Below are 20,906 nucleotides of genomic sequence, written 5' to 3' on the forward strand. Positions count from 1 at the left end.
AACTCCGTATTTCGAAAACCCGTTATTTTAACGGGTTTTTTTTGCCTTGTGTGATATGCAGGTAATTTTAAGTTAAAGTTCATGCATCAATACAAAAGCTAACATGGTCATTAATAATGATCCAAAAAGATTAAGCAAAACTGTTCCCAGTGCCCATCCTAGTTTTCCTTCCTGTAACAAATAAACAATTTCAACAGAAAATGTGGAAAAGGTTGTTAAACCTCCACAAAAACCGGTGGTCAACATCAATTTCCAGGCCGGATCGAGATGGGTGGATTTATTAAAATAGGCCAATCCTAGCCCGATAATTAATGCACCGATACAGTTAACGGTAAGGGTGCCAATCGCGATATTAGAAGAAATATTATTAAGGCGGAGGCTGATAAACCAGCGTAATACGCTGCCTAAGCCACCTCCGATAAATATAGCCAGAATAATATTAATCATAATATACCCGTCATCTTTCAAACTGCCTCTTTGTTGGCTGCACTCGCTCACCCCGGTAACATAGTTTGCTATGCTCCTGGGGATTCACTCCCTTGCCGTCGCGATGCAGCTTGAAATCCATAGGGTATAAGCAACTGGGTTATTTTATTTGACTTCTTCACCTTTGGCTTGCAAGTCAGCATGGTAAGAAGAACGGACAAATGGACCGCAAGCGGCATGGGTGAACCCCATAGCCAACGCTTCTTCTTTCATTTCATCAAATTCCTGTGGGCTGACATAGCGTTGTACCGGTAAATGATGACGACTAGGCTGTAGATATTGGCCCAGGGTCAGCATGGTAACACCGTGGCGGCGCAGGTCACGCATAACGTCAAGAATTTCTTCGTTGGTTTCACCGAGGCCGACCATCAGACCGGATTTAGTTGGAATATCCGGGTGGGCTTCTTTAAACTTTTCAAGTAATTTTAGTGACCACTCATAGTTTGCGCCAGGGCGCACTTGACGGTAAATCCGAGGTACGTTTTCCAGGTTATGGTTAAAGACATCGGGCGGTGTTGCTGTCAGGATTTCAAGTGCGCGATCCATACGTCCACGGAAGTCAGGCACTAAGGTTTCAATTTTGATGGATGGATTTTTTTCACGAATCGCAGAGATGCAATCAGCAAAGTGTTGAGCGCCACCGTCACGTAGATCATCACGGTCAACAGAGGTGATGACAACGTAGCGCAGAGCCATATCTTTAATGGTTTGAGCCAGTTTTACCGGTTCGTTGGTGTCAGGCGCCATTGGGCGGCCGTGTGCGACATCACAGAAAGGGCAACGACGGGTACAAATTGCGCCGAGGATCATAAAGGTTGCTGTACCGTGATTGAAACATTCAGCCAGGTTAGGGCAAGACGCTTCTTCACAAACGGAATGCAGACCATTTTTGCGCATGGCAGATTTGATGCCCTGAATGCGGCTGGAATCCGCAGGAAGTTTGATTTTCATCCACTCAGGTTTACGCAAGATTTCTGTACGTTCGGTTATCACTGTTTTGACAGGGATCAACGCCATTTTGTCTGCGTCGCGGTACTTAACGCCGCGTTCCATCTGAATTGGTTTACTCATAATCGTGCTGGTTCCAGTGTTAAATTCATCAGGTTGAGATTTATCATTCAGTCTACTGTATGATAATCCATTAAAAAATTTTTGAAAAATGTTAAAAAATTATAGCATCTTTAATTGTTCAGTTTAAATCCTAACTGTTGGCAAAATTTCTCCACCAAAATAGGTTGTACTTGTTCAACAGTAATTCCAGGAACTAAGTCACTGAGTTGAATCATTTTCATGCCAGCATAGCCACAAGGGTTAATACGCAAAAAGGGTTCTAAATCCATTGCAATATTGAAGGCTAACCCGTGGAAAGAACAACCTTTGCGTATCCGTAATCCAAGGGAGCAAATTTTGGCTTCATTGACGTAGACACCTGGGGCATCCGGGCGGGCATAGGCTTTCACACCAAAGTGAGCAAGGGTTTTAATGACAGTATCCTCTATCGCCGTAACCAGTTGCCGTACACCAATTTTGGCGCGTTTGATGTCAATCATGACATACATAACCTGCTGACCAGGGCCATGATAGGTGACTTGTCCACCACGATCGGATTGAATAATCGGAATATCACCGAGGGACAGCAAATGTTCTGCTTTACCTGCTTGCCCTTGAGTAAAGACTTTTGGATGCTGTACCAGCCAGATTTCATCAGGTGTATTGGTATCTCGCTGCTCAGTAAACAAGTGCATTGCATCAGAAATCGGCCCGTAGGGTTGTATTCCTAATTGACGTAAGAAAATCGTTTTATGTTGCAATTGAAACTTCATTTGATAGCTATAAGATTTGGTCAGTATAACCCTCATAAGAAGTTCTCACCAGTTTAGTGCGCCTGAAACAGTGGTATTTCTGATAGGCAAAGAATCCCCTGTGGAATTATAGGGGATTTTTTGGTTTCTATTACAATACGACTCGTACCAGTTCAAGGTTCCCTAACTCTTCATACAACGTTTCTACCTGTTCAATATGAGTCGCATTGATGGTGATGGATACTGAGTGGTAGTTGCCTTTGCTGCTTGGTTTCACTTGTGGAGAGTAATCGCCCGGTGCGTGGCGTTGAACTACCTCAACGACCTGATTGACTAACTCAGGTTCCGCTAAGCCCATCACTTTGTAAGTGAATGAACAAGGGAACTCAAGTAGTTCATTTAATTTTGTTTTCATGGGCGCTCCTGTTTTGCTTTCCGCGATATGTACGGTCAGTTTTTCTGTAAAATTTGATACTTTCCCCCGCCTTAAAATGCGGGGGTGTTTATTGTGATCGGGCGGTAGCCCGATTCGCTTTGGCGGACTCTGTTTATCGCTTAATTATCTTAAGAATTAGCCAAACCAATGATGAAATAGTAGCTTGATGTAATCGATAAAACGGCTGAAGATACCGCCTTCTTTTACTTCATTCATGACGACTAAAGGCCGCTGTTCAATAGTCTTGCCATCAAGTTGAAAGTTGATAGTCCCTACGACTTGATTTCTCGCCAGTGGTGCATGTAATTCACTATTATTCATGACATAGCTGGCTTTCAGATCTTTCAGACGACCTCGGGGAATAGTCAGATAAACATCTTTATCAACACCTAACTGAACCCTATCGTTATCTCCAAACCAGACTGGTTCAGAAGCAAATTCTTTGTTTGCTTGCAGAGGAGCAACAGTTTCAAAGAAACGGAAACCCCAGGTTAGGAGTTTCTTACTTTCTGTTTCCCGGCCTTTATAAGTGTGGCCGCCTAATACCGCAGAAATCAGGCGCATATCGCCTTCCGTTGCAGAAGCAACCAAGTTATAGCCCGCAGCGCTAGTGTGACCGGTTTTGATACCATCGACATTCAGGCTTTTATCCCACAACAAGCCGTTACGGTTTGTCTGACGAATATTGTTGTAGGTAAACTCTTTTTCTTTATAGATGGCGTACTCTTCGGGAACATCACGGATCAGAGCTTGACCAATCAGCGCCATATCTCGGGCGGAGCTATATTGGCCTTCTGCATCTAGACCATGAACGGTTTTGAAATTCGTATTCTTTAATCCAAGCGATTTCACATAACCATTCATTAAATTAACGAAAGATTCTTGGCTGCCGGCAACATAATCTGCCATTGCAACACAGGCATCGTTACCGGATTGCAAGTTTATACCGCGGGATAACATAGAAACCGAGACCTGATCGCCTGGCTTGAGGAACATCAGGGAAGATCCTTTAAATACCGGATTACCTGTTGCCCATGCATCAGTACCAACAGTGACCATATCATTTGGGTGGATTTTGCCTGATTTAATTGCTTGACCAATAACATAACTGGTCATCATTTTTGTCAGGCTGGCAGGATCACGGTGTGCATCTGCATTCATTTCGGCCAGCACTTTGCCTGAATTATAGTCGATAAGGATATAAGCTTCCGCATCGACCTGAGGCACGCCTGGGATCATCGTTTTCAGGTTGACATCATTTCCATCGGCAAAGGCAGAAGCACTTATTGCCAACGCCATACCCAAGGTGGCGCTTTTTATAAAATGAGAAGTGGTTGTATATTTCATGGTCGGTTGGACAGCATCCGTGAGAATAAGGTTGATATCGAGCCACATCATAGCAAATGAAAAAAATAGTGACATTGCCAAATTTTGACAAGACTCAGGTTTACATTTTTTTACTTCTCTTACTGATATCTGAATCAAGGTGAGATATCAGTAAGAGAACGATTAGGGACTGACGATAAAAGAAGATTGCTGTATCTGGTCAGCCAGTTTTTGTTGTAAATCGGCAGCTTGCTGGCGATTGTTGAATGGCCCCAACTGTACACGATAAACGTTACTATGCTGAGTTATGCGTCCTTGAACATTAAAGCGTTGCGTTAGTGTTTGTTGCCACTCTTTTGCTCGTTGTTCACTGCTAACAGCGCCAACCTGAACCATAAAGCCATTTGCTGAGGCGGCTGTTGGCGCTGTTACTGTCGAAATACTGTTTGTAACAGGTTTAGGGGGGGGCAGCTTCATTGCGGGTAGTTGTTCGGTAGTTTCCGGTTGTACCATCAATGATTGAGTCTGTTCCATTGGCTGATTTGTTAAAGGCTGGCTGCCTGTCTGATCAGGGACGTTCTCCATTGTTGGTGTTCCCAGTGGGCTGGTTGTCAGCGTCGGTCTCCCCGGTAGAGCGTAACTCTGTTTAACTATCCGGCTGCCAATGGTGCCGGGACCAGATACAGAGCTGTCTTGGGCAACCTCAATAAAATCAACTTTAATTTTGGTACTTTGAGTCAGGTTTAAGCGTTCAGCGGAAGCCTTCGATAGATCGATAATGCGTCCTGGTTTGTAAGGACCACGGTCATTGACTCTAACAATCATCATACGGCCATTGCTCAAGTTGGTTACACGGACATAACTTGGAATTGGCAGGGTAGGATGGGCGGCTGTCAGCGCATAAGGATTAAAACGCTCACCAATTGCGGTCATTTTGCCGCTAGATTCTTCACCGTACCAACTCGCATAACCTGTTTCACTGAACTGAGAAGGATCTTGCACAATATGATAAGTATGTCCGTTCACCTGATAATCATTGTTGGCGCTAGGGTGATAAGGCTCGTAGCGAGGTTCTGCTCCCAGAACATTCTGAGTTGGTACTGCTGGTGGCAGGGAAGGTTTTTGTTTGTCAGGAGTAGTACAGCCGGATAGCAGGGCTGCAATCATGCCAAATATAAGCCAGTGTTGACGCATTGAAACCTCTTCTCTATAAACTTTTAGACAATAATTTTCGGTGTGTGTGAATCGACATGATAATGCCGAAACCAGCCATTAAGACAATTAACGCTGAGCCGCCATAACTGACAAATGGTAAAGGAACGCCTACTACAGGCAGAATGCCACTCACCATGCCGATATTGACGAAGATATAAACAAACAGGATTAATACCAGGCCGCCGACCATAACCCGGCCAAAAGTGTTCTGTGCTCTGGTTGCGATGACCAATCCACGCATAATTAATAACATATATAATGTTAATAACAGTAGTACGCCAATCAAACCAAGTTCTTCCGACAGTACGGCAAATATGAAATCTGTATGACGTTCCGGCAGGAATTCCAATTGAGATTGTGTTCCTAATAGCCAGCCTTTACCTGATAATCCACCGGAACCAATCGCGATTTTTGATTGAATAATATGGTACCCCTTACCTAGTGGATCGCTTTCTGGATCAAGTAGCATCATGACACGATCGCGCTGATAGCCATGCATCAGGAAGAACCACAAAATGGGGATAAAACAGGCTAACAGTAGAGCTGCAATACCGATCAATCGCCAACTCATGCCAGAAAGGAACAGGACGAATAGACCGGAAGCTGCGATCAGAATTGAAGTCCCCAAATCTGGTTGAGCGGCGACCAGTAGAGTAGGCAGAAAAATGAGCATCAGAGCGATGGTGGTATTTTTCAGCGATGGGGGGCATAAATCGCGGTTCATAAAGCGTGCGATCATCAGTGGTACGGCGATTTTGGCAATCTCAGAAGGTTGGAAACGGATAATGCCTAAATCCAGCCAGCGTTGCGCACCTTTACTTATTTGCCCGAAAGCATCGACAAAAATCAGTAAAATAATACAAACAATATAGAGATGGGGCGCCCAGCTTTCATAAACTCTTGGCGGAATCTGCGCCATGATGAGCATGATAACCAGCCCGGCGCCAATTTGGCCAATTTTGCGCTCCATCATACCCATATCTTGACCGCTGGCACTCCACATAATAAAAGCGCTATATATCAGCAATGCCAAAATGCACAGTAGTAACGGTGGGTCGATATGTAATCTGGTCCAGAGAGGAACCCTTTTTTGGTTTTCTGTCATGGTGTTAATCAGTCACTTGCTGTTCCGGGAGGTGTAGGGACAGCATTCGGCAATGTTGTGTTGTTATCCCCTAATAGTACATGGTCTAGGATTTGGCGAACAAGGGTTCCCACTGCTGGACCTGCACCACCATTCTCCAAAATAATGGAAAGGGCTACAGTTGGATTCTCATAAGGGGCGAAAGCGATCATCAGCTTATGATCCCGTAAATGCTCAGCAATTTTACTGGCATTATAGGTTTCATAACTGTAGACCTGTGCTGTTCCCGATTTGACCGCTGCTTTATAAGGCGCGCCAATAAAGCTCTTGTGGCCGGTGCCATTTGGCAGATTAGCCACACCGTACATACCGCTTTTTGCCAATTCCCAATATCCTGAGTGGATATCGCCAATCTGAATGTTTTCTGTTTGTTGATAAGGGATCATCTCACCTTTCAGCTTCTTGCTTAGCAGCAGATGTGGTGTTTTTACATTACCGTCGTTGATTAAGGTTATCAGCGCTTTCACCATTTGAATGGGTGTTGCTGTCCAATATCCCTGGCCGATGCCAACAGGGATGGTATCTCCTTGGTACCAAGGTTTTTTATATTTTCTTTGTTTCCAGTCACGAGTAGGCATGATACCGGTGCGTTCTTCGGCTAGGTCGATGCCAGTATTTTCGCCATAGCCAAACTTGGTCATCCATTCAGATAGACGATCAATTCCCATATCATAGGCAACTTGATAGAAGAAAGTATCCGCCGATTCTACAATGGCTTTGTGTGCATTGAGACTGCCATGCCCCCAACGTTTCCAGTCACGGTAGCGTTTTTCTGAACCCGGTAATTGCCACCAACCCGGATCAAAAATGGTGGTATTTTTATTGATAACACCTGTGCTTAGCGCTGCAACGGTAATAAAAGGTTTCACTGTTGAAGCGGGAGGGTAGATCCCTTGAGTAGCACGATTAATAAGCGGCCTATCAGGGTTGTTTAATAGTTCCTGGTAGTTTTTATTGGAGATACCATTTACGAATAGGTTTGGATCATAACTTGGGTTAGATACCAGCGCCAGAATTTCGCCATTACGTGGATCACTGACAACAACTGCCGCGCGGCTGGTTGTGAGGAGTTTCTCAATGTAGATCTGCAATTCGAGATCGATAGTGAGGTAAATATCTTGTCCGGCTTGCGGTGGTTGTTCATGTAATTGGCGTATCACTCGGCCTCGGTTATTCACTTCGACTTCTTCGTAACCTGTTTTGCCGTGTAAAACAGCTTCATAGTAGCGTTCAATACCCAGTTTGCCGATGTCATGGGTGGCGGCATAATTAGGTAAAATACCTTCTTTATCCAGTCGTTCTACATCTTTATCATTAATTTTAGCAACATAGCCGATAATATGCGTCAGTGCTGAACCATAGGGATAGAAGCGGCGTTGATAGCCTTTTATTTCAAAACCAGGGAAACGATATTGGTTAACGGCAAAGCGTGCGACTTGAATATGATCAAGTGACGTTTTTAATGGAATAGAGGTAAAGCGGCGCGAACGTTTACGCTCTTTTTCAAAGTTGGCAATGTCTTCGTCAGTCAGATCGATAACATCACGTAAATCATTCAGCGTTTGCTCAAGGTTTTCTACCTTTTCGGGGATGATTTCTAACTGGTAGATGGTTCGATTAAGCGCTAATGGTGTGCCGTTACGGTCATAGATGATACCGCGGCTTGGCGCAATTGGAACCAGTTTAATACGATTTTCGTTTGAACGAGTTTGATAGTCTTCGTGGCGAGTAATTTGTAAATGGTAAAGATTGGCAATCAGGATACCAGTCAGTACCAGGATGATAATAAACGCCACCAATGCGCGGCGAGCAAATAGGGCTGATTCAGCCGTATAATCACGAAAAGGGGTACGTTTATTTTTCATCCCATTGCCAGAATTCGCTTTTATCCGTTGATAACCAAATTATTCCCGATGATAGGGATGATTGGTGGTAATGCTCCATGCCCGGTACAGGCTTTCCGCAACCAAAACCCGGACCAGAGGATGGGGTAAGGTCAGCGGTGACAGTGACCAGCTTTGTTCTGCGGCAGCTTTACATGCTGGAGCGAGACCTTCTGGTCCGCCTATCAATAAACTGACATCTCTGCCATCCCGTTTCCACTGTTCAAGCTGTTGCGCTAGTTGAGGCGTTTCCCAACGGGAACCCGGAATGTCCAAGGTAACAATACAGTTGCCTTTGCCAATAGCGGCCAGCATCTGTTCACCTTCTTTTTCCAGAATGCGTTTAATATCTGCATTCTTGCCCCGTTTGCCTGCCGGAATTTCTACCAGATCAAATGGCATGTCTTTGGGGAAACGGCGCAAATAATCTATAAAGCCGGCCTGTATCCAGTCCGGCATTTTTGTACCTACAGCGATTAATTGCAGCTTCAAATTCAGCTCCAAAGCTTTTCAAGTTCATACATGCGGCGGCTCTCTTCTTGCATGACATGTACGATAACTTCACCGAGGTCTACGACGATCCAGTCAGATATGCCTTGTCCTTCAACGCCAAGTGGGATCAGGCCGCTGGCACGACAGTCATCAACCAGATTATCTGCGACAGACATCAGGTGGCGGTTGGAAGTTCCGGTACAGATAATCATACAATCGGTAATACTGGATTTCCCTTGAACATCCAGGGAAACGATATCCTGTGCTTTGGAGTTTTCAAGCTTATCAATAACAAACTGTTGGAGTTCTTTACCTTGCAAAAGGCTCATCCTTATTTTTTATCACAATTGATTAAATAGTGCGGAATAATAGCATGTCAGGTCACTTAAGGGTAAGCCAACTAAGCGACTAATCGAGGTAGATTTCGCTATTGGCGATATAACCCCTGTGAATCTATATACTTTTGTACTGCAAGGGAGAGTAAATCGTCACAACTTAACCCTTGCTGGTGGCGTTGACGGATATCTGTTGCTGAGATAGGCAGTAGAGGTGTATCTGCCAGATAGATATAACCGTTAGGTTGATTACTAAGCTGGTTTGGATCGCAGATTTGATGTTCTGTAAGCCATTTTTGCATTTCAGTTGTGGAAAACTGGGTTTGATAACCAGGACGAGCACAAACCAGCAAATGGCAGAGGCTCAGCAGTTCTTGCCAACGATGCCAAGTATGCAGTGATAATAAAGCATCTTGGCCGATTATAAATGCCAGTGGTTGCTCATTGCTAAGTTCCTGACGGAATGACTCTAGCGTATCAATTGTGTAGGAGGGAGTGGTGCGCTCCAGTTCACGCTTATCGACGGTGAACAGAGGGTTATCTTGTACAGCCAGTTGTACCATTTCAAGCCGCTGTTGTGCAGTGGCTTCTGGTTGTGGGCGGTGTGGGGGGACGTGATTTGGTAGTAAAATCACTTGTTTCAGGCCAATTTGATATGCCAGGGTTTCAATTGGTTGTAAATGCCCGTAATGGATGGGATCGAATGTTCCACCAAATAATGCTTGAATAACGGGTTGTTTCGGGCAAGTAGAATTAGTGGTATGAGGCATTAAGAAAGCTCTCAGGTAAGGTTTTTCCACATAACAGCATGGAAAGAGTTTCTAAATCTGACCAGATAGATTGGCCGTAATCCTGTTTGATCTGGCGTTCCATCTGTACAAGTAAATGAAGCGCTCGCTGCAAATCATGTTGAGTGAGACGTTGCAGTGCGCTTGTCAGTAATGGACGACGGTTTTGCCATACCCGATGCTGATCTAACAATGTTTTTATCGGGGTTGTGGTACCTTGGCGTTTCAGTGTGAGTAGCAGCAGCAATTCCCGCTGTACGGTACGTAATAGAATAACAGCTTCGCAATCTTCCTGTTTTAACTGTTTCAGAATATGCCAGGCTCGTTTTGCTTTTCCCGCTAATAATGCGTCTACCCAGTGATAAGGTGTAAAGTGAGCCGCATCATTCACTGCATTTTCAATACGATGTAAGGTCAGTTTACCATCTGGATATAGCAGCGAGAGTCGCTCAAGTGCCTGAGCTAACGCCAGTAAATTTCCTTCATAGCAGTAACACAGTAGTTGATTGGCTTGTTCTTCCAGCGCCAATTTCATGGCTTTGGCCCGTTGTGCAACCCATTGCGGCAGACGGTTCTGTTCGGGGGTCTGACAACTGACATAAACACCGTTTTTTCCTAGCACTTTGAACCAGTTACTGTTCTCCTGCGCTTTGGTCAATTTCAGACCACGTAGTATTAACAGTATATCTGGGTGAAGAAGCTCTGCTAGTTTTACCAGTTGTTCAGCCATTGCTGCGTTAGGGCCATTTTCCGGCAGAAGCAAAGTGAGTGTTTGGCGGCTAGCAAATAGACTTAATGACTGACAGATACCAAATATCTCGTCCCATTCGGTATGGTTGTCCAGCGTATAGGTGAAGTGTTCAGTGAATGCGTGTTTTTCAGCAGCCTTGCGGATATGATCCTGGCTTTCCTGTAATAGTAGGGGTTCATTACCCCATATCAGATAACAGTTTCGCAGCCCCTCATTGAGCTGCGAAATCAGTTGTTCGGGATAGAGTTTGATCATTGTGCTTGCGCAGCTTGCTGTCCCGCCTGTTTTTCTCTGGCTTTCTGTTCTTCTGCGTTGTGAACAGTCAATAACTGACGAACGAGTCGGCGAGCGGCTTGTTCACGCATTTCCTGATTGATTATCTCGTTTTCAGCATCTTTCGCCAGGGCCTCTAATGGGTTGTCGAAAAAAGAGCGGTCAACCCTTGATCGCAATGGATATACGCTGCCATCTGGCATAATGACTTGTGCATCAACGTACAGTGTCAATTGGCGTTCGGCAGCCTTACCATCTTGGAAAACAGAGACCGTATCTTTATTTTCAGAAGAGCCGATTATCTTCAAAATAGGAATATCCGCGCTACCATCCTCAAGGATAGTGACGTTATTCAGACGAAGCTGTTGGCGAACAGAACGGGCTAGTGGCCCGTATGGGTCACTGCTTGTTAATTGCAGCTTTTTGAGTTCCGGTGGCACCTGAGTGGTGCCGCGCAGATGAAAACCGCAGCCAGCGGTGACTAACACCGCCAACCCCAGCAACAACGTTAAAATACGATGTCGCACATTGCCTCCTTTATCAGCCGACGACCAGATTCAGCAGTTTGCCTGGTACATAAATGACTTTGCGAATAGTGACGCCTTCAAGGTATTTCGCCACACCATACTCTTGTGCCGCCAGATCATGAACATATTCTTTCGTCGCATCGGCTGGCACAGTAACACGACCACGCACTTTACCATTGACTTGAATGACGACTAACTTAGTATCGTCAACCATTGCCTGTTCATCAGCTTGTGGCCAATCAGCCGTATCAATATCACCTTTACCGCCTAGAGCTTGCCACATAATAAAGCAAGCATGAGGAGTTATTGGTGACAGCATACGGACAACCGCTAACAGAGCCTCTTGCATCAGAGCGCGATCTTGCTCAGTTTCCTGTGGCGCACGGGTCAGTTTATTCATTAATTCCATTACCGCAGCGATAGCGGTATTGAATGCCTGGCGGCGACCAACATCATCTGTGACTTTAGCGATGGTTTTGTGCAGATCACGGAATAGATCTTTTTGTTCCACTGTCAGGTTTGTGATGTCCAGCGGTTGAGTTGCCCCTTTGCTGCTATGTTCATAAACCAGACGCCACACACGTTTCAGAAAGCGATTTGCCCCTTCAACGCTGGATTCTTGCCATTCCAGCGTCAGCTCTGGCGGCGCAGCGAACATCATAAACAGGCGAACGGTATCAGCACCATATTTTTCTACCATCAATTGTGGATCAATACCGTTGTTCTTGGATTTAGACATTTTGCTCATGCCGGTATAAACCAGCTCATGGCCTTCTTTATCCGTCGCTTTAACGATACGGCCTTTATCATCACGCTCAACGATAGTATCTGCCGGGGAAACCCAAATTTTTTCCCCATTTTTGCCGATGTAATAAAAAGCATCGGCTAGAACCATGCCCTGACATAACAGGCGTTTCGCGGGTTCATTGGAATTGACCAGGCCCGCGTCACGCATCAGTTTGTGGAAGAAACGGAAGTACATCAGATGCATGATGGCATGTTCGATACCACCGATGTATTGGTCAACTGGCAGCCAATAGTTAGCCGCTGCTGGATCGAGCAGACCTTTGTCATAATCTGGACAGGTGTAGCGAGCGTAGTACCAGGAAGATTCCATAAAGGTATCGAAGGTATCTGTCTCACGTAGTGCTGGCTGGCCGTTGATAGTGGTTTTTGCCCACTCAGGATCAGCTTTAATTGGGCTGGTGATGCCATCCATTTTGACATCTTCCGGCAGAATGACAGGCAGTTGATCTGCTGGAACTGGAACAACCGTGCCATCTTCCAGCGTTGCCATTGGAATAGGCGCGCCCCAGTAACGTTGACGGGAAACCCCCCAATCACGCAGACGATAGTTAACTTTACGCTTACCTACACCCATTTCCACCAGTTTATCAGCAATGGCATTAAAACCGGCTTCATGATTCAGACCGCTAAATTCACCGGAATTAAACAGGACATTTTTATCTGTTACCGGGGCTTCATGAACATTTGGTTCATTACCTTCACTGTCCAGAATAACGGCTTTCATTGGCAGGTTATATTTTGTCGCAAATTCCCAATCGCGTTGATCATGACCGGGAACTGCCATGACAGCACCAGTGCCGTATTCCATCAGGACGAAGTTTGCAACCCAGATTGCCACTTTCTCTTTGGTCAATGGATGAATAGCAAACATACCGGTTGCCATGCCTTTTTTCTCCATTGTTGCCATATCTGCTTCTGCAACTTTGGTATTACGGCACTCATCAATGAAAGCAACCAGTTCAGCATTATTTTCTGCTGCTTGTTTTGCCAGAGGATGACCGGCGGCAACCGCAACATAAGTGGCGCCGAGGAACGTATCAGGGCGAGTGGTATAGACGGTCAGTTTCTCCTGACTATCAGCCACATCAAAAGTGATTTCTACCCCTTCGGAGCGACCAATCCAATTGCGCTGCATGATTTTGACCTGTTCAGGCCACTCTTCCAGCGTATCCAGATCATTTAACAACTCTTCGGCATAATCAGTGATCTTGATAAACCATTGCGGAATTTCTTTACGTTCCACTTTAGTGTCACAACGCCAACAACAGCCATCGACCACTTGTTCATTAGCTAGAACGGTCAGATCGTGAGGGCACCAGTTAACTGCGGAGGTTTTTTTATAAACCAGGCCCCTTTCATACAATTTGGTGAAGAACCATTGTTCCCAACGGTAATATTCTGGGGTACAGGTTGTGACTTCACGATCCCAATCGTAACCGAAGCCCAGTGTTTTCAACTGACCTTTCATATATTCGATGTTGGCATAGGTCCACGGAGCGGGCGCGGTATTGTTTTTAACCGCGGCCCCTTCCGCAGGCAGGCCAAACGCATCCCAACCGATAGGTTGCAGGACGTTTTTACCCAGCATACGTTGGTAGCGAGAGATAACATCGCCGATAGTGTAATTGCGTACATGGCCCATGTGTAGTCGGCCAGAAGGGTAAGGTAGCATGGACAGGCAGTAATATTTTTCTTTGCTGCTATCTTCTGTCACTTTAAAAGTTTGCTTCTCTTGCCAGTGAAGCTGAACTTGCGGCTCTATATCTTCTGGACGGTATTGTTCTTGCATGGCACCGATAATCCTATGGTGAGTAAAAAGCTACGCTTGTAGCAATCATTTAGTTAGTAAAATATGAGATCGGCATAGCATATCTGATTTGATATATAAGAAACAGTGGTTCTGAGGGAAAATCCGATGGCGACGGGGGCCGCCACCGGAGATGAAATGAGGCTAATGCAGAATTTTAGCAAGAAATTCTTTGGCGCGATCTGATTTTGGATTCGCAAAGAAATCTTCTTTCTTACTATCTTCAACAATTTTGCCTTCATCCATAAAGATAACTCGGTTAGCTACCTTACGCGCGAAGCCCATCTCGTGAGTAACAACCATCATGGTCATCCCTTCGTCTGCCAGTTTAACCATGACATCAAGCACTTCATTGATCATTTCAGGGTCGAGTGCGGATGTGGGTTCGTCGAATAACATGGCAATCGGGTCCATACAAAGGGCACGGGCGATTGCTACACGTTGCTGCTGACCACCGGAAAGTTGAGACGGGAATTTATCTGCTTGACTGGCAAGCCCAACGCGTTCAAGTAATTTCAACCCTTTTTCTTCCGCCGCTTTTTTATCACGATTAAGCACTTTAATCTGCGCTAGAGTTAAATTCTCAATGATGGATAGATGGGGGAACAGCTCGAAATGCTGGAACACCATACCAACTTTAGAACGTAGTTGTGCCAGATTGGTGTTTTTATCATTAACTTTAATGTCATTAACTAGAATTTCACCCTGTTGGATGGATTCCAGACCATTAACCGTTTTTATCAGGGTGGATTTGCCTGAGCCAGATGGGCCGCAGACCACAACGACTTCACCTTTTTTAACTTCAGTTGAGCAGTCGGAGAGAACCTGAAATTGGCCATACCACTTGGATACATTTTTCAGGGAGATCATCAAACAGTCCTTTTCTTCAAATAGTTAACCAGCATAGATGCGGCAATACTAATAATAAAATAAACCAAACCAGCAAATAGGATCATTTCGACCTGAGTGCCATCACGCTCACCGATATTTGCCGCAGTACGGAAAAAGTCCGCCAGACTGAGCACATACACCAATGAGGTGTCTTGAAACAGTACGATCCCCTGTGTCAGTAACAGTGGGGTCATCGCACGGAATGCTTGAGGCAGGATAACCAGCCTCATACTTTGCATTGGCGTCATACCCAATGCCAGTGCTGCCGAAGATTGCCCGCGGGAAATACTCTGAATTCCTGCCCGGATAATTTCTGAATAGTAGGCGGCTTCGAAAAAGGCAAACGCGACCATAGCTGAAATTAAACGAATATCTGTTTTCGGAGAAATCCCCAGAACATTCTGCACTAGACTAGGCACAATCAGGTAGAACCATAACAGTACCATAACTAGTGGCACAGAACGGAACAGATTGACATATAAAGTGGCAAACCAGCTCAGTATTTTTACCGAAGAGAGCCGCATCACGGCTAACACGGTTCCCCAGAGAATACCGACAACAACAGCAATAATAGTGATTTTTGCTGTAATGACTAAGCCTTGTAGTAGAAACGGGATACTGGGGATAATCGAACTCCAGTCAAACTCGTACATTTATTGACCTCCAATATTACCCGGTAAACGTACTTTTTTCTCAAGCAAGTGCATGGCAAGCATGATCACCAGATTGATTCCGACATAGGCCAGTGTAATTGCCGTGAATGTCTCATAAGCATGCGCTGAGTAATCAAGTAACTTACCTGCCTGTGCTGCCATATCGACCAGGCCAATAGTGGAGGCGATGGCGGAGTTTTTTACCAGATTCATCATTTCTGACGTCATGGGTGGAATGATTACTCGATAGGCATTGGGTAATAGGACATAGCGATAGGTTTGCGGCAAGGTTAGCCCCATTGCCAGCCCTGCCGATTTCTGACCGCGTGGTAATGATTGTATGGCGGCACGAACCTGCTCACACATCCGTGCCGCGGTGAAAAGACCTAAACAGACAGTGGATGAGAGAAAAAATTGAATATTAGGGTCCAGTTCGGTTTTAAACCATAAACTGATTTTTTCTGGCAGTAGTTCAGGTACAACCAGATACCAGATAAAAAATTGAACTATCAGTGGTACGTTACGAAAAAGCTCAACATAACAGGTACCTATCCCAGATAATATTTTATTGGGAACAGTGCGCAAGATGCCGAACAGTGAGCCGACAATGAAAGCGATAATCCAGGCGCAGATAGACAAGGCAATCGTCACCTGAAATCCAGCTATCAACCAGCCTAGATAAGTCGTATTGCCGAAAGGGGCCGCTTGCAGAAAGATGCCCCAGTTCCAATCGATTGACATAATAATACTCCCTGTGAGGGTGTAGCTTGATCCCCTGAAAGCGATTGATTGGCTGAGAAAAAAAGCGAGGTAGGGAACGGCCACCTCGCACCCTGTGATGCCAATCAAATAGTCATTTTTTAATTATATTTCTAGTCAAGCGCCTTATCATTTGGCGATTTAAATAGTGCTTTCATTTCATCAGACAAAGAGAAATTCAAATTCAGGTTCTTGGGTGGAATCGGGTGTTTGAACCAGCGCTCAAATGACTTCTCTGCCACTCCAGAGGTTTGCGCCTGAACAATGGTCTCATCGATCAGCTTCTTGAATTGAAGATCGTCTTTGCGTGATATACAACCATAGGCTTCTCTAGACTGAGGTGTGCCAACAATTTCCCATTGATCAGGTTTTTTCGCTTTGGCGCGTTCACCTGCTAGCAGAGCATCGTCCACCATAAAGGCGATGGCACGGCCGGACTCCAGAGTACGGAATGAGTCGCCATGATCTTTTGCACTGATGATGCGCATTTTCATGTTTTTCTCATCGTTAAGTTTATTCAGCAATATTTCAGATGTGGTACCTGCTGAGACAACGACATTTTTACCGGCTAAATCAGGGAAATCTTTTATACCGGAACCTTTTTTAGTCAACAAACGTGTATTAACAATAAAGATAGAGTTTGAGAAAGAGACTTGTTTTTGGCGTTCAAGGTTATTGGAAGTGGAACCGCATTCGAAATCATAAGTGCCATTTTGTAGCAATGGGATGCGATTTTGAGAAGTCACGGGTATCAATTTTACTTGCAGATTTGGCATATCCAGTTTCTTCTTCACTGCTTCAACAATCAGATTAGAATAATCCTGAGAGTAGCCGACGACTTTTTGCTGATTATCGTAGTAAGCAAAAGGTACGGAAGATTCACGATGCCCTACAATGATCACGCCATCGTCTTTAATCTTTTTCAGTGTTCCCGTTAACTCTTCGGCCTGAACAGCCCCCGCCATGCCAAGTAACATCATAGTTAGTACTAGGTTACGCATACGCATATACAACTCCTTTAATGTGGCTATCGTTTGCGATGTTGTTGTGTTTGCAAAAGTCTCTCTGTGATTTGTTTTTAATCGAGGATCATTTGCTGTTATATGTATATATAGTGTTAAAAAATAGTACAAAAGGGTTAGTCAATGAAAATGAATTGTTTCTATTTCGGGAGCTGTCTCGCACTATAAATGAACAATGTTGTTTATCTTGCACAATAAAGGTGCGTGATTATCATTTTTTTAGTGCGTTTTCCCATTTTGGGTTAGTGAAACAGCTATTTTCCTTTTCATTCATAGATATAGCAGCAATTAGCGTGCCAAAATAATAAAGGGAGGGAAAATTAGCACTAATAAGTTGTTTAAGTAAGTTATTTGCATAGCATAGAGTGATATCAGTTATTGAGGATTAGCAGGGTTAATTATCGCTAGTAATTAACCTTGCTGAATTTCTTAGGATAGGTCAGTGGTAGAATTGGGCAAAGTATATTTCATACCAATTGCCAGACGATTCCATAGGTTGATAAGGCCGATTAACAATGTTAAATCGACAATCTCTTTTTCATCAAACTCCGCCAATAGTGGAGTGTAATGTTCATCTTCTGCTCCAGTTTCGACAATCCGAGATAAAGCATCTGCCCAGCCTAAAGCCGCACTTTCCCGTGATGTAAAAATAGTCGCTTCTTTCCAGGCGCTTAGGAGGTAAAGCTTTTGTTCGCTATTTCCTGCTTTACGGGCAGCTTTGGAATGCATATTAAGGCAAAAGGCACAGCCATTGATTTGGGAAACTCTGACTTTGATGAGTTCGATGAGTGCCTTACCGAGAGTAGATTGGTAAGTTAATTCATCAACTTTTACGACAGCGTTATAAAGCTCTGGTGAAATTTCCGATGGTTGCAGACGTTTTGCTTGCATAACTTGTTACTCCTTTGTTTTTCTATCAATTGGATGGAAAATGGATTAAAAGTTAATCTGTTTCTGCATAGTGCAAAGGAATAGTGCAAGGGAGCAATTTCGCTCCCTTTTGATGATATGGATATTTGGATCAAATTTTACGGCGGTTATATGTTAAGGCAAACAGGGCAAACAATACGGTAATTATCCATACCGGCCAGTTACCCCAGCGAGCATAAGGTGTTATCCCGGTTGCGGGTGTCACTTTAGCTGCCAAAACATTACGGGTAAATTGTGGGAGTGCTGCTTGCACTTCTCCGTCCGGGCTGATAACGGCTGTAATGCCGTTGTTGGTACCACGTAGTAATGGGCGTCCTAATTCGAGGGAGCGCATGCGTGCCATTTGGAAATGTTGCCAGGGGCCAATTGAACTACCAAACCAAGCATCATTGGAAACAGTGAGTAAAAATTCGGTATCCGGTTTGAAATTCGCACGAACCTGTTCACCCAGTATAATTTCATAACAAATCGCGGTGGTCAGGTTATATCCTGCAACAGAAAGCTGTGGTTGAATGTAGTTGCCACGGCTGAATGAAGACATGGGTAAATTGAAGAATGGCGCCAAGGGGCGGAGTAGAGATTCCAGTGGAACAAATTCGCCGAATGGTACCAGATGATATTTATCGTAACGAATAGCTGCCGGATATTGATAAGGTATTTTATCGCCGAGGACAATCACGCTGTTATAGATCTTATCACTGTCGCCAACGGCTCTTTCATCGACGATACCGGTAATAAGACTGGTATGTTGATTGCGTAACAGTTCGTCCAATTTTGTTAGAAAATGACGTTGATAACTTTCCAATGAAGGAATAGCAGATTCCGGCCAGATGATTATCGGTGTTTTGCCGATATATGGCAGGCTGTTGTCCATGTAGATGTCCATAGTTTCGTTGAGCATATGGGGGGCCCATTTCAGGGATTGTGGGATATTTCCCTGAACGAGCGCGACATCAACTGTTTTTTCAGGCAGTAGGTTGTACCACTGATAATGGCGTATTGGCCACGGTAATAGTAAAATGGCGACAGCGATAATACCGACGACTATTTTCCGATGTATGACGGCCAGAACGAATAACCCACTAATAGCCATTAACAGGAATGTGATGGCTTCAACACCCAAAATTGGTGCAATGGCTTTCATTGGACCATCTAATTGGCTATAGCCGAATTGTAGCCAAGGGAAACCGGTTAGAATCCAGCCTCGCAGGAATTCAGTAAGTTGCCATAATGCAGGTGCTGCTACAGCCAGCCTCACCCCGTTCGTTTTTGCGAAGAAGCGATTGAGTAATCCAGCGAATAAAGCAGGATAGAGCGAGAGATAGGCGGCAAGTAATATGACCAGCAGAATATTGACCACGGTTGGCATGCCGCCGAAATTGGCAATGCTGACATATACCCAGTTTGTACCACTGCCAAACAGACCGAATCCCCAACAAAAAGCAATAAATGCCGCTTGTCGGGGTGTCCTGTTCAAAGTCAGAAGCTGTAGTCCAAACAGGGAGATAATAGCGGCAGGCCAGAAGTCAAAAGGTGAAAAAGCCAGTGTTCCACTGGCTCCAAAAAACAGTGCCAGTAAGGCGCGCAGCCGCTGGCAATTTAATAATGAAGCTTTGTTCATTCAGATTTTATTCTTCTTCAAGGTTAGGTATTGGCGCATCGTCCGGTATCGTAACATAAACCTGAATAATTCTTCGGCTATCGGCCATAGCAACTTTAAAGAGATAACCGTTGATATCAACGGACTCCCCTCTGGCTGGCAAATGACCGAATGCCTGCATAACCAGACCGCCAATAGTATCCACTTCTTCATCGCTGAATTGGGTGCTAAAGGCTTCATTAAAGTCTTCAATCTGAGTCAGCGCTCGTACCGTATAGGTATGACGGCTCAAGGCACGAATATCGACATCTTCTTCTTCATCGTATTCGTCTTCAATTTCACCGACGATCAGCTCAAGAATATCTTCGATAGTGACCAGACCCGATACGCCGCCAAACTCATCAATGACGATTGCCATATGATAACGTTGAGAACGGAACTCTTTCAGCATGCGGTCAACCCGTTTACTTTCAGGTACAACGACAGCCTGACGCAGAACCTTATCTATGCTGAATGGTGGGGCATCGGTGCGCATAAATGGCAATAGGTCTTTTGCCATTAAAATCCCTTCAATATGATCTTTATCTTCACTGATCACAGGGAAACGAGAGTGAGCCGAATCGATAATTACGTCCAGACATTCGTCCAGGGTTTGATTACGTTTTAAGGTAACGATTTGAGAACGGGGGATCATGATATCCCGGACACGCTGATCGGAAATATCCATTACCCCTTCGAGCATATCGCGGGTATCAGGATCAATCAGATCGTTTTGTTCAGAGTCACGGATCAGTTCCACCAGTTCATCACGGCTTTTTGGCTCACCGTGAAAAAGCTGGTTAAGAAGAAGAGTGAAAAACCCTTTCTTAGGGCCAGGGTTATCGTTACTTGAAGGATGGTCGTCGCTCATGGCGTTTTAATGAAAATTTCCCATTAAATAAGTTATTGTTGGTATTTTTTAGCATAAAAATGGTACGAA

General features: G+C 44.7%; 21 protein-coding genes. All 21 read right to left on the bottom strand.

What is annotated here, in order from left to right; all coding sequences use genetic code 11:
- Positions 1-72: 72 nt before the first annotated feature.
- The 21 genes from crcB to corC all read right to left on the bottom strand — a co-directional run bounded on the left by crcB (position 73) and on the right by corC (position 20,837).
- Positions 73-447, bottom strand: a complete 375-nt coding sequence (crcB, locus tag EAE90_RS12275; RefSeq protein ID WP_214053744.1) for a fluoride efflux transporter CrcB — start codon at positions 445-447, stop codon at positions 73-75.
- A gap of 144 nt (positions 448-591) precedes the next feature.
- On the bottom strand, positions 592-1,557 hold the full coding sequence (lipA, locus tag EAE90_RS12280; protein ID WP_214053745.1) for a lipoyl synthase: 966 nt from the start codon (positions 1,555-1,557) through the stop codon (positions 592-594).
- Positions 1,558-1,667: 110 nt separating this feature from the next.
- Entirely contained in the window at positions 1,668-2,309 is a 642-nt protein-coding gene (gene lipB, locus EAE90_RS12285) for a lipoyl(octanoyl) transferase LipB (RefSeq protein WP_214053746.1), read from the bottom strand.
- A 130-nt stretch (positions 2,310-2,439) separates the two neighbouring features.
- Positions 2,440-2,703 carry a DUF493 family protein YbeD gene (ybeD, locus tag EAE90_RS12290; protein WP_011145617.1) on the bottom strand — a complete coding sequence of 88 codons (264 nt, stop codon included), beginning with the start codon at positions 2,701-2,703 and terminating at the stop codon, positions 2,440-2,442.
- Positions 2,704-2,859: 156 nt separating this feature from the next.
- On the bottom strand, positions 2,860-4,071 hold the full coding sequence (gene dacA / locus EAE90_RS12295) for a D-alanyl-D-alanine carboxypeptidase DacA (protein ID WP_214053747.1): 1,212 nt from the start codon (positions 4,069-4,071) through the stop codon (positions 2,860-2,862).
- A gap of 162 nt (positions 4,072-4,233) precedes the next feature.
- Entirely contained in the window at positions 4,234-5,244 is a 1,011-nt protein-coding gene (gene rlpA / locus EAE90_RS12300; protein WP_214053748.1) for an endolytic peptidoglycan transglycosylase RlpA, read from the bottom strand.
- Positions 5,245-5,257: 13 nt separating this feature from the next.
- A complete protein-coding gene (gene mrdB, locus EAE90_RS12305) occupies positions 5,258-6,370 on the bottom strand; it encodes a peptidoglycan glycosyltransferase MrdB (protein ID WP_214053749.1) in 1,113 nt (370 codons plus the stop codon).
- Between the two features lie 8 nt (positions 6,371-6,378).
- Entirely contained in the window at positions 6,379-8,274 is a 1,896-nt protein-coding gene (gene mrdA, locus EAE90_RS12310) for a peptidoglycan DD-transpeptidase MrdA (protein ID WP_214053750.1), read from the bottom strand.
- A 39-nt stretch (positions 8,275-8,313) separates the two neighbouring features.
- The gene (gene rlmH, locus EAE90_RS12315) at positions 8,314-8,784 is read right to left on the bottom strand and encodes a 23S rRNA (pseudouridine(1915)-N(3))-methyltransferase RlmH (RefSeq protein WP_214053751.1); all 471 of its coding nucleotides are present in this window, start codon (positions 8,782-8,784) and stop codon (positions 8,314-8,316) included.
- 2 nt (positions 8,785-8,786) lie between these two features.
- The gene (gene rsfS, locus EAE90_RS12320) at positions 8,787-9,113 is read right to left on the bottom strand and encodes a ribosome silencing factor (RefSeq protein WP_082303637.1); all 327 of its coding nucleotides are present in this window, start codon (positions 9,111-9,113) and stop codon (positions 8,787-8,789) included.
- A 98-nt stretch (positions 9,114-9,211) separates the two neighbouring features.
- Positions 9,212-9,889 (bottom strand): nicotinate-nucleotide adenylyltransferase, encoded by a 678-nt coding sequence (gene nadD / locus EAE90_RS12325; RefSeq protein ID WP_214053752.1) that lies wholly within the window; start codon positions 9,887-9,889, stop codon positions 9,212-9,214.
- Complete coding sequence (gene holA, locus EAE90_RS12330) at positions 9,873-10,913, bottom strand: DNA polymerase III subunit delta (protein WP_214053753.1); 1,041 nt, start codon at positions 10,911-10,913, stop codon at positions 9,873-9,875. The genes nadD and holA overlap by 17 nt, the downstream gene beginning before the upstream one ends.
- Positions 10,910-11,458 carry an LPS assembly lipoprotein LptE gene (lptE, locus tag EAE90_RS12335; protein WP_036776730.1) on the bottom strand — a complete coding sequence of 183 codons (549 nt, stop codon included), beginning with the start codon at positions 11,456-11,458 and terminating at the stop codon, positions 10,910-10,912. Before lptE ends, holA begins: the two co-directional genes overlap by 4 nt.
- A gap of 13 nt (positions 11,459-11,471) precedes the next feature.
- Positions 11,472-14,054, bottom strand: coding sequence for a leucine--tRNA ligase (gene leuS / locus EAE90_RS12340; RefSeq protein WP_214053754.1), 2,583 nt, complete (start codon positions 14,052-14,054; stop codon positions 11,472-11,474).
- Between the two features lie 162 nt (positions 14,055-14,216).
- Positions 14,217-14,942 carry an amino acid ABC transporter ATP-binding protein gene (locus EAE90_RS12345; RefSeq protein ID WP_214053755.1) on the bottom strand — a complete coding sequence of 242 codons (726 nt, stop codon included), beginning with the start codon at positions 14,940-14,942 and terminating at the stop codon, positions 14,217-14,219.
- A complete protein-coding gene (gene gltK / locus EAE90_RS12350) occupies positions 14,942-15,616 on the bottom strand; it encodes a glutamate/aspartate ABC transporter permease GltK (RefSeq protein WP_112878081.1) in 675 nt (224 codons plus the stop codon). Before gltK ends, EAE90_RS12345 begins: the two co-directional genes overlap by 1 nt.
- Positions 15,617-16,357: an amino acid ABC transporter permease gene (locus EAE90_RS12355; protein ID WP_214053756.1), complete on the bottom strand. Its 741-nt coding sequence runs from the start codon at positions 16,355-16,357 to the stop codon at positions 15,617-15,619. It abuts the gene before it with no gap.
- A 131-nt stretch (positions 16,358-16,488) separates the two neighbouring features.
- A complete protein-coding gene (locus EAE90_RS12360) occupies positions 16,489-17,382 on the bottom strand; it encodes an amino acid ABC transporter substrate-binding protein (RefSeq protein WP_214053757.1) in 894 nt (297 codons plus the stop codon).
- A 444-nt stretch (positions 17,383-17,826) separates the two neighbouring features.
- Positions 17,827-18,288 carry a carboxymuconolactone decarboxylase family protein gene (locus EAE90_RS12365; protein ID WP_214053758.1) on the bottom strand — a complete coding sequence of 154 codons (462 nt, stop codon included), beginning with the start codon at positions 18,286-18,288 and terminating at the stop codon, positions 17,827-17,829.
- A gap of 130 nt (positions 18,289-18,418) precedes the next feature.
- Positions 18,419-19,948 (bottom strand): apolipoprotein N-acyltransferase, encoded by a 1,530-nt coding sequence (gene lnt, locus EAE90_RS12370; protein WP_214053759.1) that lies wholly within the window; start codon positions 19,946-19,948, stop codon positions 18,419-18,421.
- A 7-nt stretch (positions 19,949-19,955) separates the two neighbouring features.
- A complete protein-coding gene (corC, locus tag EAE90_RS12375) occupies positions 19,956-20,837 on the bottom strand; it encodes a CNNM family magnesium/cobalt transport protein CorC (RefSeq protein WP_036776710.1) in 882 nt (293 codons plus the stop codon).
- Between the last annotated feature and the right edge of the window lie 69 nt (positions 20,838-20,906).

Source organism: Photorhabdus caribbeanensis, assembly GCF_018448885.1.
Lineage (GTDB): Bacteria > Pseudomonadota > Gammaproteobacteria > Enterobacterales > Enterobacteriaceae > Photorhabdus > Photorhabdus caribbeanensis.

Coding starts and splice junctions, on each gene's coding strand:
- mrdA (WP_214053750.1), bottom strand. CDS start 8,274: ATGAAAAATAAACGTACCCCTTTTCGTGATTATACGGCTGAATCAGCC.
- lnt (WP_214053759.1), bottom strand. CDS start 19,948: ATGAACAAAGCTTCATTATTAAATTGCCAGCGGCTGCGCGCCTTACTG.
- gltK (WP_112878081.1), bottom strand. CDS start 15,616: ATGTACGAGTTTGACTGGAGTTCGATTATCCCCAGTATCCCGTTTCTA.
- leuS (WP_214053754.1), bottom strand. CDS start 14,054: ATGCAAGAACAATACCGTCCAGAAGATATAGAGCCGCAAGTTCAGCTT.
- EAE90_RS12345 (WP_214053755.1), bottom strand. CDS start 14,942: ATGATCTCCCTGAAAAATGTATCCAAGTGGTATGGCCAATTTCAGGTT.
- corC (WP_036776710.1), bottom strand. CDS start 20,837: ATGAGCGACGACCATCCTTCAAGTAACGATAACCCTGGCCCTAAGAAA.
- nadD (WP_214053752.1), bottom strand. CDS start 9,889: ATGCCTCATACCACTAATTCTACTTGCCCGAAACAACCCGTTATTCAA.
- rsfS (WP_082303637.1), bottom strand. CDS start 9,113: ATGAGCCTTTTGCAAGGTAAAGAACTCCAACAGTTTGTTATTGATAAG.
- crcB (WP_214053744.1), bottom strand. CDS start 447: ATGATTAATATTATTCTGGCTATATTTATCGGAGGTGGCTTAGGCAGC.
- ybeD (WP_011145617.1), bottom strand. CDS start 2,703: ATGAAAACAAAATTAAATGAACTACTTGAGTTCCCTTGTTCATTCACT.
- lipB (WP_214053746.1), bottom strand. CDS start 2,309: ATGAAGTTTCAATTGCAACATAAAACGATTTTCTTACGTCAATTAGGA.
- EAE90_RS12360 (WP_214053757.1), bottom strand. CDS start 17,382: ATGCGTATGCGTAACCTAGTACTAACTATGATGTTACTTGGCATGGCG.
- lipA (WP_214053745.1), bottom strand. CDS start 1,557: ATGAGTAAACCAATTCAGATGGAACGCGGCGTTAAGTACCGCGACGCA.
- holA (WP_214053753.1), bottom strand. CDS start 10,913: ATGATCAAACTCTATCCCGAACAACTGATTTCGCAGCTCAATGAGGGG.
- dacA (WP_214053747.1), bottom strand. CDS start 4,071: ATGAAATATACAACCACTTCTCATTTTATAAAAAGCGCCACCTTGGGT.
- rlpA (WP_214053748.1), bottom strand. CDS start 5,244: ATGCGTCAACACTGGCTTATATTTGGCATGATTGCAGCCCTGCTATCC.
- EAE90_RS12365 (WP_214053758.1), bottom strand. CDS start 18,288: ATGCAAGCAAAACGTCTGCAACCATCGGAAATTTCACCAGAGCTTTAT.
- mrdB (WP_214053749.1), bottom strand. CDS start 6,370: ATGACAGAAAACCAAAAAAGGGTTCCTCTCTGGACCAGATTACATATC.
- EAE90_RS12355 (WP_214053756.1), bottom strand. CDS start 16,357: ATGTCAATCGATTGGAACTGGGGCATCTTTCTGCAAGCGGCCCCTTTC.